Source organism: Microbacterium sp. MMO-35 (assembly GCF_037147555.1).
Taxonomy (GTDB): domain Bacteria; phylum Actinomycetota; class Actinomycetes; order Actinomycetales; family Microbacteriaceae; genus Microbacterium.
Map to the genome: position 1 here is coordinate 436776 of NZ_JBBCVH010000003.1, position 16687 is coordinate 453462.

The window sequence follows — 16687 nt, forward strand, 5'->3', positions numbered from 1 at the left end:
CACGACGAAGGCCCGGACGCACGGGGCGTCCGGGCCTTCGTCGTGGGTGCGGACTCAGCGCACCACGACGGCGAGCACGTCGCGCGCCGAGAGCACGAGGTACTCCTCGACGCCGAACTTCACCTCGGTGCCGCCGTACTTGCTGTAGAGCACGCGGTCGCCGACGTTGACGTCGAGCGGAACGCGGTTGCCGTTGTCATCGATGCGACCGGGGCCGACGGCCACGACCTCGCCCTCCTGGGGCTTCTCCTTGGCGGTGTCGGGGATGACCAGGCCACTCGCGGTGGTCTGCTCGGCCTCGACCTGCTTGATGACGATGCGGTCCTCGAGCGGCTTGATGGAAACCGACACGGTCTACCTCTTTCTTGACGGTTCAAGACTTCGTTAGCACCCTCAACCCGAGAGTGCTAACGCCAGTCTAGGCGCATCGTTGGCACTCCCGCAATCAGAGTGCCAGTCGATGACGGATCCGACCCCCTGCTCGCGCGGTCCGGCGCAGGGGCGCGCGACGTCGATAGCCTGGACCGCGTGGATATGAGCGAACTGCGGACCGTGCTGACGCCGGAGGCACTGCGGGCGATCGACGAGCTCGGCGAGATCGGATCCACGGATGCGGCCGCACGGGCCGTGATGCGGCTGCGGGGCGAGGGCCGCTCGCCCGACTTCGTCTCGGCCGTGGTCGGCCAGGCACGGCTGCGCACGAAGGCCAGGGCGAAGTTCGGCGCCTTCGCCGATCGGATGCTGTTCACCCGTGCCGGCCTCGAGCAGGCCACCCGGCTCGGCGTCGCCGCACGTCATGCCGGCCGGATGCGCGCTGCCGGGATCGCGCACGTGTCCGACCTCGGCTGCGGGATCGGCGGCGATGCGCTCGCCTTCGCCGGCGCGGGCTTGCGGGTGACCGCGGTCGACGCCGACGAGGTCACCGCCGCGCTGGCGGCGTACAACCTGGCGCCGTTCGGATCCGACGTCGAGGTGCGGCACGGGTTCGCCGAGGATCATGCACCCGCGGGCAGGACGGAGGCGGTGTGGCTGGATCCGGCCCGGCGCACCGCCGGTCACTCCGAGACGCGTCGCGTATCCGCCGACGACTACTCGCCCTCCCTGGAGTGGGCGTTCGCGCTCGCCGATCGCGTGCCGACCGGGATCAAGCTCGGCCCCGCCCATGACCGGGACGCGATCCCCGCCGGCGCCGAGGCCCAGTGGGTCAGCGCGGACGGCGACGTCGTCGAACTCGTGCTGTGGTCGGGTGTGCTGGCCCGCCCCGGCGTGCGGCGGGCGGCCCTCGTGATCCGCGGCGACCGTGCGCACGAGCTCACGGCCCCCGCCGACACCGAGGACGCCGAGGTGCGCGAGCTCGGCGCCTATGTGCACGAGCCGGACGGGGCCGTCATCCGCGCCCGCCTCATCGGCGACCTCGCCCGCGCTCTCGACGCGGGCATGCTGGATCCGCACATCGCGTATCTGACGTCCGATGCGCCTGCCGAAAGCCCGTTCGCCGCGTCGTTCCGCGTGCGCGAGGTGCTGCCGATGAACCCGAAGGCGATCGGCGCCGTCCTCAAGAAGGCGGGCATCGGACGCCTGGAGATCAAGAAGCGCGGCGTCGATGTGGATCCGGCCGCGTTCCGCAAGAAGCTGAACCTGCACGGGCCCGGCGAGGCGACACTGATCCTGGTGCGCATCGGCGACAAGCGGCACGCGATCCTCGCCGACCGCGTCTGACTAGTCCGCGGCGCGGTCGCCGAAGTGGAAGAGAGCGTCGTCCTGCGTGATGACGAGGTACTGACCGGCGTTCGCGGGGGTCCAGAACTCGATCCGCAGGGCCGGGTGCGACGCTGTCTCCGGCAGGCGCAGTGCAAGCGTCGGCCGCTCCTGTCCCGAGGCTTCGCGCGCGGCGAAGTCCAGCGTCACCGTTCCGACGTCGCAAGCCTTCCGCGGATCCGGATCCTCCACGATGAGACACCTGTTTCCCGCGCCGTCGTCTCCCAGCCAGACCGGGACGTCCCCCACCCGGCCGACGACCATCGCGTGGATGAAGCCGTTGTCCGCGACGATCCGGTTCATCGCGGCCTGTTCCCGGAGATCCTGCGGCGCCGACATCGTGTACGTCATCTGGTAGCTCTGCAGCACCCCCATCGGCGCCCCGGTCCCCGCGATCGCCAGGGTCGCCGCGTAGCCGTCGCGCTGACCGGGGATCGGCTGAGGCAGGGAGACCATCAGCGGCCGCTCCCGCACCTGCTCCGCCGTCTGGCACTCCCGTTGCGCCGATGCCCCGCGCACGTCGAGGATGGCGCAGTGCAGCCGGCCGCCCGCCTGCGTCGCATACCAGAGCAGGCCGTCGTGATCGCGGGCGAGCAGGAGCAGGGTTCCGGGATCGAGGTCGTCGCTCTGCTTCAGGACCGCCGCCTCGCGCTCCCCCTCCCCGGCCCGTAGCGCGAGCCCGACATCCGGCGGGCGCGGGATCGCCCAGCCGACCACCAGGCCGGCCAGCAGGACCAGGGCGAGACCTCCGACGACGTACCGCGGGCGATTCCAGGCACCGGTGGCGAGCCAGGTCCGGAGCCGGGTCCCGGTCCCGGTCTGGTCTGCCCCGATCGGCCGACGCGGTCCCGCGTCGCCGAGGTCATCGCCGGATCCGTCCGCAGAACGGGACGACGTCGGCGAAACGGGCGCGGTCGACGGGAGGCTTTCGTCTCGCTGCGCCTGTTCAGGGCCCGGGACGACCGGCAGCGCATCGGTGAGCGGGGCGTCGGCCCGCCGCAGCGCGGACAGCCGAGCGGCTTCGGCCTCGCTCAGACCGGATCCGTCGCGGGCGAAGGCGCGACGCTCCAGCTCGCGACGCTCGCCGTCGAGGTCCGGATCCGCCATGCGGTTAGCCGACCCAGCCGAACCGGTAAGCGGCCCAGACCAACCAGCCCGCGCTGTACAACGTCGCGACGAGCCCAAGCACGAGCGCCCAGACCGAGAGCGCGCGGCTCTCGTCGGGCCGGCGCAGCGACATGATCGCCGCGACCACCGACACGATCGCGACCGGGATCCCCCATCCGACGAACATCGAGGCGAAGAGCGCGACGATGGCGGAGAGCAGGGCCCAGGGCGCGAGCCGCGGCTCGGCGGCCACGGGCTCCGGGACGTCGGCGCTGTCCGTGGGGTGCCACTCCTCGTGCGCCACGGTCGTGCCGTCCCGGTCGAGTTCCCACTCCTCGGGGGCGAGCCCGCCATCCAGCTGCGGTCCGCTCTCGACGCCCATCGGCACGGGCGCGGTCGGCAGCCGGGTGTACCGCTCCGGATCGTTCCCGCCCGTCTCCGCCACGATCAGACCCCGGCCACGGCCGCGCGTTCGGCCATCTGGATCTCGGTCACCGGCAGGGTCGAGTCGGCCCCGAACGCGAGCGTCGACGGCCGCCGGCCCGAGGAGATCAGCTCGGCCGCGAGGCCGGCGATCATCGCGCCGTTGTCGGTGCACAGCGAAAGCGGCGGGATGCGCACGGTGACCCCCGCCTCGGAGGCACGGGCGAGGGCGACTTCGCGCAGCCGGCGGTTCGCGATCACACCGCCGCCGAGCAGCAGACGAGGGACACCGCGATCGGCGCAGGCGGCGAGCGCCTTCGTCACCAGCACATCGACGACCGCCTCGCGGAAGCTCGCAGCGACGTCGGCGACGGGGATCGTGTTCCCCGCCGCGTCCTCCCGCTCGATCCACCGGGCGACGGCGGTCTTCAGGCCCGAGAAGGAGAAGTCGTAGCGGTGCTTCTCCAGATCCGATGCCCGCGACAGCCCCCGCGGGAACCGGATCGCGGCGGGATCCCCGCCCACGGCGGCGCGGTCGATCTCGGGTCCGCCGGGGTAGGGCAGGCCGAGAAGACGGGCGACCTTGTCGAATGCCTCGCCCGCGGCGTCGTCGACGGTCTCGCCGAGCATCTCGACATCGGTCGTGAGATCGCGTACGTGCAGCAGGGACGTGTGCCCGCCCGAGACGAGCAGCGCGATCGTCGGGTACTCCAGGGGCACCGAGTCCGGCGTCAGGATGTCGGCGGCGATGTGGCCCACGAGGTGGTTCACGGCGTAGAGCGGCTTGCCGAGCGACACCGCCAGCCCCTTCGCCGCGCCGATGCCGACCATGAGCGCGCCGGCGAGGCCGGGCCCGCTGGTCACGGCGACGGCATCGAGGTCCTGCAGCCGCACCTGCGCCTCGGCGAGGGCGCGTTCGATCGCCGGCTGCAGCTCCTCGAGGTGCGCGCGGGCGGCGACCTCGGGCACCACGCCGCCGTAGCGGGCGTGCTCGTCCATGCTCGACGCGATCGTGTTGGACAACAGTGTGCGCCCGCGGACGATCCCGATCCCGGTCTCGTCGCAGCTCGTCTCGATCCCGAGCACGAGGGGCTGGTCAGTCATGGGATCCCTTCCCGTCCTCAGGATCATCTCGCGAGTCTTCGACGGATCCGTCCGATTCGTGTGGATCTCGGGAATCCGTCCGGAGAGCGGAGGCGGCGCCTGCCGCCAGGTCGAGCTTCATGATCACGGCGTCGACGTCGTCGGGCTGGTAGTAGCCGGCACGCCGGCCGATCTCGACGAACCCCTCGGAGACGTACAGCCCCTGGGCGACCGGGTTGTCGGCGCGCACCTCGAGGAACACCTCGCGGGCGCCGCGTTCGGCGGCTTCGGCGAGCAGAGCGCGCAGCAGCGCCCTCCCCCGGCCCGCCCCGCGGTGCTCCGCGTCGAGGGCGATGGTCTGGATGTCGCTGTCGGCGGATCCGCGCAGCGCGCGCACTCCGCCGTAGCCGACCACGACCTCATCACCGACCACGACCTCATCACCGGGGGCGGGCTCGACATCGACGAGGTAGCGGCCGTGCGGGCTCGCCAGCTCGGCCGCCATCATCTCGGCGCTCCAGGCATCGGTCGGGAACGAGCGCCGTTCGATGAGCATGATCGCGTCGAGGTCGGCCGTGGTCGCGGCGCGGATCACGAGGCGACCCCGCTCCCGCGATGCTCCCCGCGCGGCTTCACAGGCCGACCCTCTTGGGCGCGGCCGGCACACGGGCGTCCGGCGGGCGCAGATACAGCGGCTCGGATCCGGTCAGCGTGCGCCCGGCAGCGACCGCGCGGCGGGCCACTCGGGCGACCGCGGCACCCGAGATCTCGGCGACCTCGATGCGGCGAAGCGCACCGAGCTTGCGATCGACGTCGGCCTGCGGCACGAGCACCGTGTCGACCACGACGTGCGGGATCCCGTCGACGTCGATGCCCTCGTACACGGTCACCGCGGTCTCGCGGCGGCGTGCGTCGGTGAGGATCGCGAACGGGTGCTGCGGCGGATGCTCCCCCTCGATCACGGCGAGCGCGGCGGCGTGGTGGCTGGGCACGGCGATCACGGGCACGGCTCGGCCGAGCGCGAAGGCGCGTGCCGCGGCGATCCCGATGCGCAGTCCGGTGAACGGGCCGGGGCCCATGCCCGCGGCGACGTGCGTGAGCGGATCCTCGTCTTCGGACCCGGCCCTGAGCACCTGCTCGAGCAGGGTTCCGATCGCCTCGGCGTGCCCGAGGTGCCCGCCCTGGGATACCTCGGCCAGGGTGCGGCTGTCGCGGCCGATGAGGCCCACGGCCGAGCCGAGAGAGGTGTCCACGCCGAGAATCACCCCTCCAGGTTAGTCGCGGCCTCCGCCGATGTGCGCGCCGCGCTCGCCGCTGCGGGCACTCACCGTTCCCCGGCCCCGCCGGCCGGGATGCGGGGGACGGTCAGCGCGTCGGTGCGGTCTCGCGCGGTCCCGTCGGGTCGGGCGCGTCCTGGCGGTAGTGCTTGCCCTGATACCGGTAGCCGTAGTACGCCGATCCGCGGCCTCGGGTCGGCACCCTGTTGAGCACGACGCCGAGGGCACGAGCCCCGGCGCGCTCGAGGTTGAGGAGCGCCTTGTTGAGCGCATCGTACGTGGTGCTGCCCACGGTGCTCACGATGATCGCCCCATCCGCGCTGTGCGCGAGCACGGCGGCGTCGGTTACCGGGATGAGCGGAGGCGCGTCGATGACGACCACCGCCTCGCGCGCGATCGAGTCGAGCAGTTCGCGCATGCGGGCCGACCCCAGCATCTCGCTCGGGTTCGGCGGCACCTTGCCCGCCGTGATGACGAGCAGCTGCTCCGTTCCGAAGCGCTGAGCCACATCCGCGATCGTCGCACGCCCGGCGAGCACGTCGGAGAGCCCCGCACCCCTCGGAAGGCCGAACACCGCGTCGACCATCGGGCGGCGCAGATCGCCGTCGATGAGCACGACCGGCTGCCCGTTGGACGCGAGGGTGACCGCGAGGTTCGTCGCGATGGTCGTCTTCCCGTCCCCGGGGAGCGGGCTGGTGACCACGATCACCCGCGGCGGATTGTCGACGTCCATGTACTGCAGGTTGGTCCGCAGCTCGCGCAGGGACTCCCCGAACAGGTGCAGGTCGGCGCCGTCGTGGAGACGGACGTCGCCGCCGTCCAGCGGCAGCAGCCGGTTCTCGCTCGTCAGAGCGCTCTCGTCCGGAATCGTGCCCACGACCGCCTTGCCCGTCTCCCGCTCCACCTGCTCGACGGTGCGCAGCCGCCGGTCGAGCGTGTACCGCAGCAGCCCGTAGCCGATCGCGATGGCCAGGCCGACGAGACCGCCGAGAGCGAGGGCGAGGCTCGTGTTGGGCGACGAGGGGGCCTCCGGGAGCACGGCAGAGTCGATCGGAGTCAGGTAGACGGCGCCCTTGGTGTTCGCATCGCCGCTCTCGATGCGGTTGACCTCGGCCGACATCGATCCGACCCAGGCCTCGGCGAGCGCCCGGGCCTTCTCCGGAGTGGAAGCACCCGCCGTGACCTTGAGCGTGAGCGTGTCGACGGCGTTGCTCACGGTCACCTGCCGCACGAGGTCGGCCGCTGAGATCTGCAGACCGAGCTGGGCGATCACCCGCTCGGCGACCGGACGCGATACGCCCACCACGGCGTAGGTCTTGACCCGCCCCGTGGCGAGGTTGTTGCCCGACACCGCATTGCTGACCTCGGTGCCGGTGTCGACCGCGCCGACCGACGCCTGCACGATCGCGGACGCGTCGGCCGAGTACACCTTGGGCTGCAACAGGGTCCAGCCGAACGCGGCGATCACGCCGAGCACCGTGATGCTCACGATCCCGAGCCAATGGGCGCGGAAGACCCGCAGATACTCGCGCAGTTCCATGAGGCAAGACCCTCTCGCTCGATTCACAGGGCGCAGGGCGATTCATATTCCCTCGACATGCCTTCCTCGACATGCCGGAGGCCACTTCTGCGGAAGTCCAGTATACCGGTGCCTTCTGGACTCGATCCTGAAACCCGGTCGGCGGGCCTCGACGCCGCTCTGCTATCGACAGGTCGGTTCGACGGTCGTCGGGGTCGCCCGCGGCATCGGCGTCGTCCAGATCGTGAGCGGCCCCCCGGGTCCCGGCGCGGCGAACTCGACGTTCACGGTGTGCGTGTCGGCGAAATGGTTGAGCACTTCGATCTTGACCGCCGGGCGTCCGAGATGCTCGCCCTGGCTGAGGATGTTCGCCGGCTGTCCGTCGATCGTGATGCGGGACAGCGACCCGCCTGCCGGGCCGTAGAAGACCGCGAAACTGCTGATGTCGCCGGGCGCGAAGTACGGACCCTTGATGTAGGTCGGCAGCTGAGCTGCCACCTCCTCCGTCACGTCCGAGGTGAGCGTCATCGTGCCCTTGACCACCTGGTCCGTGCGGCACGCATCGATCTTCATGTCGAGGTAGTAGCTCTTCTTCGAGCCGGTGTTGTCGTTCAGGTAGACGCCCAGGACGCTCTGCGCCTTGTCGTCCGTCGGCATGATCCCGCTCATCCGCGACCTGTCGATGAGCTTGGTCTGCTGCGGATCGGTGCTCACGTAGAGCAGGCGACCCTCATCGGTCGCGCGGAACAGCGCCTGGATCAGCTTCGCCGGCGGTGCCTTGCCCGAGGTGACGGCGGAGAAGATCGTGTCCGCGGCGGACGCGAAGAACGCATCCTGCTCGGGTCCGGTCGGGTAGGTGAAGTACACCGTGTTCAGCAGCAGCGAGACCGCGTTCTGCGCGTTCAGCTGATCGCCGGTCGACAACGTCACCGGTCCCGTCGCCTCGAGGATGTACGACAGCGCGACCGGATCGATCGACAGCACCGCGTCGATGTTCGTGCCGATGTCCTCAGCCCACCAGGCGCGAAGGATCCGCACCGCCTCGGGAAAGTCGGGCACCATCGTGAAGTCGGGCGTGTAGCGCCCGATCTTGTCGCCGAAGATGGCGACGGCCTGAGGATCCAGCGCCACGACGGGATCGGACCGCCCCTGCCGCGCGAAGTCCGCGCTGCTCACCACCGCGCCCGGGGTGATCGTGCCGTTGTCGACGGTGATGGGCAGGAACTGCGCCGCGTTGCCGCCGAGACTGCGCGCCTCGGAGTTCCCCTGGAACATCAGCAGATAGGTGCGCGGACCCTTCGCGCCGAGCGCATCCGGCAGCACGCTCAACACCTCGCGGGCCGTGCTCATGGTCGGCTTCAGCTTCGTGAGCTCTGCGTCCAGCGTGCGGACGCCATCGGCGACCGGCCCGACGAGCTGAGCCCGCTCGACCTTGCGCAGGTCCGCCACCGCCCTCTGCATCCCCGCATCCACCGAATCGAAGGTCTTTGCGAGCGCGGCGATCGAGGCCGGATCGATGCGGCCGCCGGCGATGTTCAGATCGCTCAGCTTCACGCTCGCCGCGGGTCGCACGACGTCGGTCGCGAGTGCGTCCGTCACGCCGGCGACCGTGCGGACGGCCGAGAGATTGGCCCCGACGACCGGGACGCTCTGCGCGACGTCCCACTGCCACCCCCGGGTCGCGGCGACCGCGGCAGCGGTCTGCGCCGACACGTCACTCGAGCCCTTCGCCGCGGCGTCGAGGTCGCCGGCGAGCACGGCCTTCTGCACCTGCTGCACGCCGGCCATCGCCGCCGCGAGGTGACTGCGGGCCGACATCGCCTGGTCGTAGACCTGCTTACCGATCACGCCGCCGATCATCGCCAGCACGACGATGACGACGAACACGCCTCCGACGATCCACGGCCGGATCCGGCGGCGGCGACGAACGGATCCGTCCTGATCCGTCTTCCGCGTCGCCTGCCTCACCACGGTGCGTTCGCGGCGTGCCCGGCGCGAGGACGGCGTGCTCATGGGTGTCCATCCAATCAGCGGCGTGCCCCTGAGGAGACGCACAGAGAATCAGTATCCGTGACGGGCAGCCTGTGTGGCGCCCCGCAGGAGAGGTGGTCTGACTGGTATATTGTGACAGGCGTCAGCACGCCTGACCGACGTGGGCCCCTGAACCGATACCTGAACACCACGAACGTCCGGAACGGAAGTGACTTCGGTGCATACCGCGCGATCGAGCGATGCTCTCCGCTCTCGTTCGGGCTCCGGCGTCCTCCGGGATTCTCCTGATGCGGGCGGACCGACGACGATCAGGCTCTCGTACGACGCAGACCGCTCGCGGCCGAAGCGACCACCGGCGGGCGAGCTGCGATCCCCTTCCGATGGCAGAGTGCTGAGCCCACGTTGGGTGTTCCTCGGCTACTGGGCCGTCATCATGCTCGCGACCGTGCTCTTCCATCAGACCAGCACGTTCGACTCCCGCGCAGCCGTGATGATCGCCGCCCTCGTGTCGGCGTTCACATTCGGGGTGGTCGTCGCGACGTGGGGCATGGACAGGAGCACGCCCAGCGGTTTCTCTCGTCCCGCCCTGAGAGCCTCGGTCCTGGTGGCGGTTTCGCTGGTCGGAGCGATCGCCAATGTGGGCGCGGCGCTTCTCGCGATCCAGACGAGCAGCCTGTCGCTGACCGAGATCCTCACTCTCCAGGGCCTCGCAGAGTCCGCGAACTCCCTGGCGGTCGCGCGATACGCGTTTCAAGGAACCGGTCAAATCATCCCTCTCCTGCTGGGCATGGGATACACCGCAGCGGCAGTGGCACCGTTCGTCCGTCTGACGGAGGCGAGGTTCAAGACACTGATCACCCTGCTCCCGGTGATCACATCCCTCCTTTACGCTTCGGTCACCTCAGCTCGGCTCGGTTTCCTGATCGCGGCATCGATGACCGCAGGAAGCATCCTGGCGGCACACGTGTGCAAGACCGGCCGCTTTCCTGTGATTCGCCCGCGGGTCGTCATCCCCGCCGCTGTGGCTGCCACGCTGATCGCCGTGGTGTTCGTCGGCATCGGCGCCCTCCGCATCGGCCGCTTCGACGGGGAGACCGTCCGGCTCTCGGCCGAGAAGCAAGTGGTGTACACCGTGGGGTCCCTGGGCGCGTTCGCAACGTGGCTGGGCGAGTACGACCCGTCCTCGCCTCCCTGGTACGGCACGGCGACCATCGCGGGTGTCGAATATCTGACGGGCAAGGACCGGGCCAGCACGCGCGCAGTCGACGAGTTCGCGGTGATCGATTCGACGGGGAGGACCTCCAACGTCTACACGGCGTTCCGAGGCATCATCATGGACTTCGGAATCCCGGGTGGATTGGCCTTCCTCGCCGTCGTCGGGTTCCTCTTCGGGCGCATCGCCCTGGTCGCCCGAAGAGGGAGCCCGGTCGCGGCCTCGCTCCTCGGCTACGGGTACGCGACGATCTTCCTGTCCGCCTGGCTTGCCATGACGACGTTCACGAACGTTCTCGTGGTCCTGCTCATCGCCCCGATCGTGGTCCGCTCGGCGTGGATCACCCGCGACTCATCGAACGGTCCGAGCTCGCTCGCGAACTGATCCACTCCGCCCCTCGCGTGCGTTCTCCAGGACCTCCGCGAGTTGGCGAGCGAGCACATCTCGATCGAACTCACTCCGCGCGAGATCTCGCGCCCTGCGGTGAACCTGCGCGAGCCGGGCGCGATCCGCGATCAGTCCCAGCAACTGGTGCGCCGCTGCCCGAAGATCATCGCGCTCCAGGACGAGGCCGACGTCGTGCGAGCGGATCAGGTCGGCCTGCCAGCCTTCGTGATTGATGGCGATCGCCCTCCCGGCCGCGAGCGAATCGAAGAACTTGTTGGCGCTGTTGGCATTCATGGCCGGGTTGTTCGTCACCACCGAGGTCGCGACATCCGCAGCGGAGAACACGGCAGGCATCTCTGCCTTCGGTACGGGGGGCATCACCCTCACGGTCTTTCCGAGCAGACCGTAGTCCTCCGCACGGGACCGCACCGCTGCCTCTCGCGCGCCGGAGCCGATCAAGGCGAAGACCGTGCGAGCATCCAGGGCGGCGGCCTCGCGAGCGACATCGACCAGATACTCGACCTCATTCGCCGCCCCGAACGTTCCCGTGTAGACGATGAGCGGTGCGTCGACGTCGATCCCGTGATCTCGCCGCCATCGCACTCCCACGGCGTCAGGAACATCGAACATCGACACGTCCGCCGCATTGGGGATGACCGAGATCTTCTGCGGATCGGCGCCCTGTTCCGCCGCGTCTTCCCGCATCCCGGGCGAGAGCGCCACGATCTTCGCCGAACGCGCGTACGCGAAGTGCTCGAGTCGGCGCGCGAGCCAGCGTGCGACCGGATGGGACAGGTAGCCCAGCGCGATCGGCACCGTGGGCCACGAGTCCCGGACTTCGAACACGATCGGTGTTCGCCGGCCGAGCGTGGCGAACCAGGCAGGCAGGAAGATCGTGAGCGGCGTGCTCGTCGCGAACACGACCTCCCCCTTCAACGATCGCGCTCGTGCGGCGCTCACAACGGCGAAAGTGACGAATGCGCGCACGCGCTGCAGGGAGCCCATCGAGTTGTCGTAGGGCACGTGGCGTGCGTGCACGGTGAAGCCCGCCGTCTCCCGTGTCGACCACTGCCCGCCGTGGTCGCCGGCGTCGCGCGTTGACGTGATCACATGAACGTCGTGGCCACGGTCGGCGAGCCGCCGCGCGAACTCGTAGGAGCGAGTGCCACCGGACTGCGCCGGCGTGGTGAAGTACTGATGAAGGTAGACGATGCGCATCGGAGTCACAGCCGGATCACCGCGCCGTCTTTGACCGCGTTCCGCGTGTCGAGCACCGGCGTGTCCGACGTTCGGAGCACATCGAGATCGAGAGCGTCGTGGTCGGTGACGAGCAGCACCAGATCAGCGTTCGCGACTTCGCCCCCCGTCAGATCGGCGCGTCGAACCCCCGCCGGCCACGCGTGCGGCGCCACATGCGGGTCCACGGCCGAGAGCTCCGCGCCGAGCTGTGTCAGGAGCGTCATGATGCGCGTCGCCGGGGCCTCTCGGACGTCGCCGGTGTTCTTCTTGTAGGAGAGCCCGGCGATGAGGATCCGGGACCCGTTCACCGATTTCCTGTGCGAGTTCAACGCGTTGATCACGCGCTCCACGACGTAGTCGGGCATGTGCTCGTTGACGTCGTTGGCGAGTTCGACGAACCGGAATGACGAGCCCAGTTCACGGCGCACCTGCCAGGAGAGATAGCTCGGATCGATCGGCAGGCAATGGCCGCCGACACCGGGGCCGGGGGTGAACCGCATGAATCCGAAGGGCTTCGTCGCCGCCGCATCGATGGCTTCCCAGATGTTGACCCCGAGCTGATTCGCGAACATCGCCAGCTCGTTCACCAACGCGACGTTGACATGCCGGAAGGTGTTCTCCAGCAGCTTCGTGAGCTCGGCCTCGCGAGTGCCCGATACCGGCACGGTGCGCTCGACGAACGTGTCGAAGAACTCCTGCACACGCGCGAGGGACGCTTCGTCGATGCCGGAGACGACCTTGGGCGTGGTCGCCAGGTTCCACCGGGCGTTCCCCGGATCGATGCGCTCCGGGGAGTAGCCGACGTGGAAGTCCGGTCCTGCCTTGAGCCCGCTGACGCTCTCGAGGATCGGAACCAGGAGCTCCTCCGTCGTACCCGGATAGGTCGTCGACTCGAGGATCACGGTCGCGCCACTGGTCAGGTGCACCGCGAGCGATCGACCCGCTTCCTCGATGAACGAGAGATCCGGCAGGGAGTCTCGCAGTGGCGTGGGAACGCTGATCACGGCGATGTCGAAACCCGCGGCCGCCGCGTAGTCGGCCGACGGCGTGTAGCGGCCTGAGTCGAGGGCGCTCGCGAGCGTGGCATCGCTGATGTCCTCCACGAACGAGGTGCCGTTCGCGAGGGCCTCCACGCGCCGAGGGTCGATGTCCAGCCCGACGACCGCGAATCCGGCTTCGACGGCCAGCATCGCGACGGGCAATCCGACATAGCCCTGACCGATGACCACAACCTTCTTCGGCATTGGTGTGAAACCCCTTCATATCGATGGATCTGTGATCGGCGTTGAGGGAATCCGCGCCCCGTTTCGCGCATTCCCCGCACTCCAGGCATCAGTCGGCGGTCCGGCTGATCAGGTCGTATCCGTACTTCGCCGCGGTGACCATCTCCGCCAGGACTCGTCGGGAACGCACGAAGCCCATCTGGCCGTGCTCGACATGGCGGACTTCCAGGTCGGTCATGTAGCTCGTGCGAAGCCCGAGCGCGCGGCTCTTCTCGGCGACGGTGAGTTCTTCGCCGAACAGGAAGATGGGATGAGACAGGTCTCCTCCTCGCCCGAAGTACTCCGGGAGGAAGATCATGAACGCGCCGTGCGCGGCGTAGATGTCGTCCGTGACGGTCAGCGCGCGACGGTTGAGCGGAGCAGTCAGGACGCGCTTGACCACGGATCCCATGATCACGGCCTGTGCCAGGGCCGGGCTGCTCATCCTCCGCATGCGCCTTCGCTGCTGAACGATGCTGGGACGATGAAGCAGATGCGGGTTCTGGTCGTCGCCGCTTCGGGCGGACAGGATCCGGGGAGCTATCACGCCGACGTCCTCCGGGCACTCGCGCGCAGCGCTCGCGATGCGCCCGAGGGTCTCGTCGTCGCTGAAGGTGATATCCACGTTGGTGACGATGACCGCAAGGGTGTCGCTCTCCACCCGGCCTTCGATGCCGAATCGCGCACCGCCGAAGTAGCCGAGATTCGTCTCGGGCGCGAGGATCCGAATGCGAGGATCATCCTCCTGGAGGCTGCGGATCCTCGCGTGCTCCGCCTGGTCGACGGAATTGTCGACGATCGTCAGCCGCCACTCGTCGAAGCGCTGGGCGCGAAGACTCGCGACGAACCCGGACAGATCGCCTGATCCGAAATAGGACACGGCCACGATCTCAATCGGCATGGCTCTCCCTCCTCATTCTTGTGGTCGCCCGCTGGCCCAGCCAGATCGATGCGGCGACGTAGAGCGCGGCGCCGCACGCGAAGATCGTGGCCGCGGCTCGGGTCTGATACAGGGGGACGAAGACGGTCAGGGCACCGATGGTCAGCGCACACACGCACAGGAGCATCGCCGTCATGGTGCCCGTGCGATTCATCATCTCCAGCGGCTTGTGCGCCTGCAGTGCGATCTGCCAGAGCGCGGCGCCGATGGCGAGCGGAAGGAAGACCGCCGGCGAAGGGGCGACGCCGTCGAGGAGGAGGGAGAGTGCCCAGGTACTGACCACGGCGAGGCCTGCGACGCAGGCGCCGGTGATGATCGCCACCGCGACGAGGAATCGGAGGTTGAGGCGGAGCGCCTCCGCGCGCTCGCCGGCGTTCCAGTGCTTCATGATCAGCGGATGGACGTACATGGTCAACGGGAACGCGACCATTCCCATCCCGCGGATGATGAGGTCGCCGGTGGCCGCATACAGTCCCAGCTGATCTGCCGATACCGTCGGCGCGAGCCACAGCCGGTCGAAGTACACGAGCACCAGCGAGAGTGCGAGCCAGATCGACATGGGCCACCCGTATCTCCAGAAGACCACGGTGGTCGGGCCGGTGGCGTCGGTCGTCTGCGGACGTCGCCGCTTCAGCACCAGGAGGGCGATGAGCGTCGACAGCGCATATCCCCCGATCATGCAGATCACCGGATCGAGTCGCCACAACGCAAAGGCGAGCAGACTGGCGCCAAGGGCGACGGCGGCCCTGACGATCTCAGCCGAGGAGTAGGCCGTCACACGCGCGCCGCTCTGCGCGTGTGCCTGCTGGACCAGATAAAGGCTGTTCAGAATGGAGAACACGACACCCGTGACGATGATCCAGGGCAGATTCGGGTCCTGCTGCCCCACCCACATCACGGTGACGGCGAGCGGGATCACACCGGCGAGGATCGACGCGGCGATCGCGTAGCGCGATACTCCGTCCGAGGATCGTTCGGCATCGCCGCTGAATCGCAGAATCGCCTGTCGGAGCCATCCGATCGTGATGGCTCCGCCGAAGTTGCCGATCACCCAGACGATCGAGTACATCGCATAGGGCGCCTGGCCGAACGTCTTGATCCACAGGGGCACCGTGATCATCCCGATCACCCCGGGCAGCACCTTGGCAATCGCATACCCGGTCAGATGCCGCGCCGGGCCTTTCAGAGCGACCTGCCCTCGGGATTCGCTACTCATCCGTCGCTCCCACCTCGCGCGCGGGAACGCCGACGACCGTGACACCGGGCGCCACGTCCCGCGTGACGCAGGCGCCTGCTCCGACCGTCGCGCCCGCGCCGATGCGCAGCCCCTGCAGGATCGTCGCGCCCGCGCCGATCAGCGACCCGGCGCCGACGTGGACCTCTCCGGAGACGATCGCTCCGGGATTCACCGAGACGTGGTCGTCGAGGATCGAGTCGTGCCCGATGACGGCCGCCGGGTTGACGTGCGCGTGCCGGCCGAGCCGGATGTTCGTGGAGATCTGCGCGCCGCCGCAGACGACGGCTCCTGCGGCGATGACGACGCGCGTCCCGATCACCGCCGCAGGGTGCACCAGGGTCGCCGGCCGCGCACCCCAGGCCTCGACCCTGTCCGCGATGCGCGCGCGCACCGCGGTGGACCCGATGCCCACCACGTAGCGGGCGCCCTCGAACCGCTCGCGATTCTCCTCGATCCCGCCGAGGTGGCGGATCCCGCGGTCGGCGAGCCGTTCGACCTGGATCTCGGCGGGTGCGTCGTCCACGACGCCGACGACATCCCAGAGCGCGCCCCGGGCGCCGGCGTTGATCGCCTCGATGACGTCGAGCGTCTCTCGCCCGAAGCCGCCGGCACCGATCACGATGATGCCCTCAGCCAACGGATCCACCGAACTTCGTCATCGTCGCCTGTCCCTCCGCCGAGATGCCCTCCCGGGCGATCACGGAGCGGATGGTCGCGAGGAGGATGCGGACATCCAGCTCCAGACCACGGTTGTCGACGTACTCCACATCGAGAGCGAACTTGTCCTCCCACGAGATCGCGTTGCGCCCGCTGATCTGCGCGAGGCCGGTGATGCCGGGACGGACCTCGTGCCGTCGCGCCTGCTCCGGGGTGTATCTCGGCAGGTACTCGACCAGGAGCGGACGCGGTCCCACCACGCTCATGTCCCCGCGGAGCACGTTCCACAGCGAGGGCAGTTCGTCGAGACTCGTCGAGCGCAGGGCACGGCCGAACGGGGTCAGTCGATCCGCGTCGCTGACCAGCCCCGCGGATTCGTCGATGTCGCGCATCGACCGGAACTTGCGCAGCAGGAAGACGCGCCCGCCTCGACCCGGTCTCGGCTGCACGAACAGGACGGGCCTGCCGAGTCGGATCGCCACCGTGAGCGCGACGATCGCGAGCACCGGCGACAGCAGGACGAGCGCCACGACGGAAGCCACGATGTCGAGGAGGCGCTTGAGGAGATCGTAGGGGCGGTTGTCGGGTGCCAC

16 protein-coding genes and 1 pseudogene are annotated in these 16687 nt (G+C 69.2%); 2 read left to right on the plus strand and 15 right to left on the minus strand.

The window, feature by feature from the left end; genetic code table 11:
• Positions 1–54: 54 nt before the first annotated feature.
• Positions 55–351, minus strand: coding sequence for a co-chaperone GroES (gene groES, locus WFJ01_RS08925; protein ID WP_045250571.1), 297 nt, complete (start codon positions 349–351; stop codon positions 55–57).
• 177 nt (positions 352–528) lie between these two features.
• Here groES and WFJ01_RS08930 point away from each other — a divergent pair, with 177 nt between their 5' ends.
• Positions 529–1719, plus strand: coding sequence for a class I SAM-dependent methyltransferase (locus WFJ01_RS08930; RefSeq protein WP_292883922.1), 1191 nt, complete (start codon positions 529–531; stop codon positions 1717–1719).
• Here WFJ01_RS08930 and WFJ01_RS08935 read toward each other — a convergent pair whose 3' ends face one another.
• From WFJ01_RS08935 to WFJ01_RS08965, 7 genes are all read right to left on the minus strand, one after another.
• Entirely contained in the window at positions 1720–2865 is a 1146-nt protein-coding gene (locus tag WFJ01_RS08935; protein WP_292883920.1) for a hypothetical protein, read from the minus strand. It lies immediately after the preceding gene.
• A 4-nt stretch (positions 2866–2869) separates the two neighbouring features.
• Entirely contained in the window at positions 2870–3310 is a 441-nt protein-coding gene (locus WFJ01_RS08940; RefSeq protein WP_292883918.1) for a hypothetical protein, read from the minus strand.
• 2 nt (positions 3311–3312) lie between these two features.
• Complete coding sequence (gene tsaD, locus WFJ01_RS08945) at positions 3313–4392, minus strand: tRNA (adenosine(37)-N6)-threonylcarbamoyltransferase complex transferase subunit TsaD (protein ID WP_292883916.1); 1080 nt, start codon at positions 4390–4392, stop codon at positions 3313–3315.
• On the minus strand, positions 4385–4966 hold the full coding sequence (rimI, locus tag WFJ01_RS08950) for a ribosomal protein S18-alanine N-acetyltransferase (RefSeq protein WP_292883914.1): 582 nt from the start codon (positions 4964–4966) through the stop codon (positions 4385–4387). Before rimI ends, tsaD begins: the two co-directional genes overlap by 8 nt.
• A gap of 37 nt (positions 4967–5003) precedes the next feature.
• Positions 5004–5624 (minus strand): tRNA (adenosine(37)-N6)-threonylcarbamoyltransferase complex dimerization subunit type 1 TsaB, encoded by a 621-nt coding sequence (gene tsaB / locus WFJ01_RS08955; RefSeq protein WP_292883912.1) that lies wholly within the window; start codon positions 5622–5624, stop codon positions 5004–5006.
• A 112-nt stretch (positions 5625–5736) separates the two neighbouring features.
• Positions 5737–7188 (minus strand): polysaccharide biosynthesis tyrosine autokinase, encoded by a 1452-nt coding sequence (locus WFJ01_RS08960; RefSeq protein ID WP_292883910.1) that lies wholly within the window; start codon positions 7186–7188, stop codon positions 5737–5739.
• Positions 7189–7350: 162 nt separating this feature from the next.
• Positions 7351–9180, minus strand: coding sequence for a DUF4012 domain-containing protein (locus WFJ01_RS08965; protein WP_292883908.1), 1830 nt, complete (start codon positions 9178–9180; stop codon positions 7351–7353).
• A 367-nt stretch (positions 9181–9547) separates the two neighbouring features.
• Here WFJ01_RS08965 and WFJ01_RS08970 point away from each other — a divergent pair, with 367 nt between their 5' ends.
• Positions 9548–10756 carry an O-antigen polymerase gene (locus WFJ01_RS08970; protein ID WP_292883906.1) on the plus strand — a complete coding sequence of 403 codons (1209 nt, stop codon included), beginning with the start codon at positions 9548–9550 and terminating at the stop codon, positions 10754–10756.
• Here the strand turns inward: WFJ01_RS08970 and WFJ01_RS08975 are convergent.
• The 7 genes and pseudogenes from WFJ01_RS08975 to WFJ01_RS09005 form a co-directional block, all read right to left on the minus strand.
• Entirely contained in the window at positions 10724–11977 is a 1254-nt protein-coding gene (locus WFJ01_RS08975) for a glycosyltransferase family 4 protein (RefSeq protein ID WP_292883904.1), read from the minus strand. The genes WFJ01_RS08970 and WFJ01_RS08975 overlap by 33 nt on opposite strands.
• Before the next feature lie 5 nt (positions 11978–11982).
• Positions 11983–13242: a nucleotide sugar dehydrogenase gene (locus tag WFJ01_RS08980; RefSeq protein ID WP_292883902.1), complete on the minus strand. Its 1260-nt coding sequence runs from the start codon at positions 13240–13242 to the stop codon at positions 11983–11985.
• 88 nt (positions 13243–13330) lie between these two features.
• Positions 13331–13705 carry a hypothetical protein gene (locus WFJ01_RS08985; protein WP_292883900.1) on the minus strand — a complete coding sequence of 125 codons (375 nt, stop codon included), beginning with the start codon at positions 13703–13705 and terminating at the stop codon, positions 13331–13333.
• A 66-nt stretch (positions 13706–13771) separates the two neighbouring features.
• A pseudogene (locus tag WFJ01_RS19075) lies at positions 13772–14161 on the minus strand (glycosyltransferase); the annotation flags it as partial.
• The gene (locus WFJ01_RS08995) at positions 14151–15416 is read right to left on the minus strand and encodes a lipopolysaccharide biosynthesis protein (RefSeq protein WP_336628844.1); all 1266 of its coding nucleotides are present in this window, start codon (positions 15414–15416) and stop codon (positions 14151–14153) included. The gene WFJ01_RS08995 and the pseudogene WFJ01_RS19075, both read right to left, overlap by 11 nt.
• Positions 15409–16074 carry a NeuD/PglB/VioB family sugar acetyltransferase gene (locus tag WFJ01_RS09000; protein WP_292883894.1) on the minus strand — a complete coding sequence of 222 codons (666 nt, stop codon included), beginning with the start codon at positions 16072–16074 and terminating at the stop codon, positions 15409–15411. Before WFJ01_RS09000 ends, WFJ01_RS08995 begins: the two co-directional genes overlap by 8 nt.
• Complete coding sequence (locus tag WFJ01_RS09005; RefSeq protein ID WP_292883892.1) at positions 16067–16687, minus strand: sugar transferase; 621 nt, start codon at positions 16685–16687, stop codon at positions 16067–16069. The genes WFJ01_RS09000 and WFJ01_RS09005 overlap by 8 nt, the downstream gene beginning before the upstream one ends.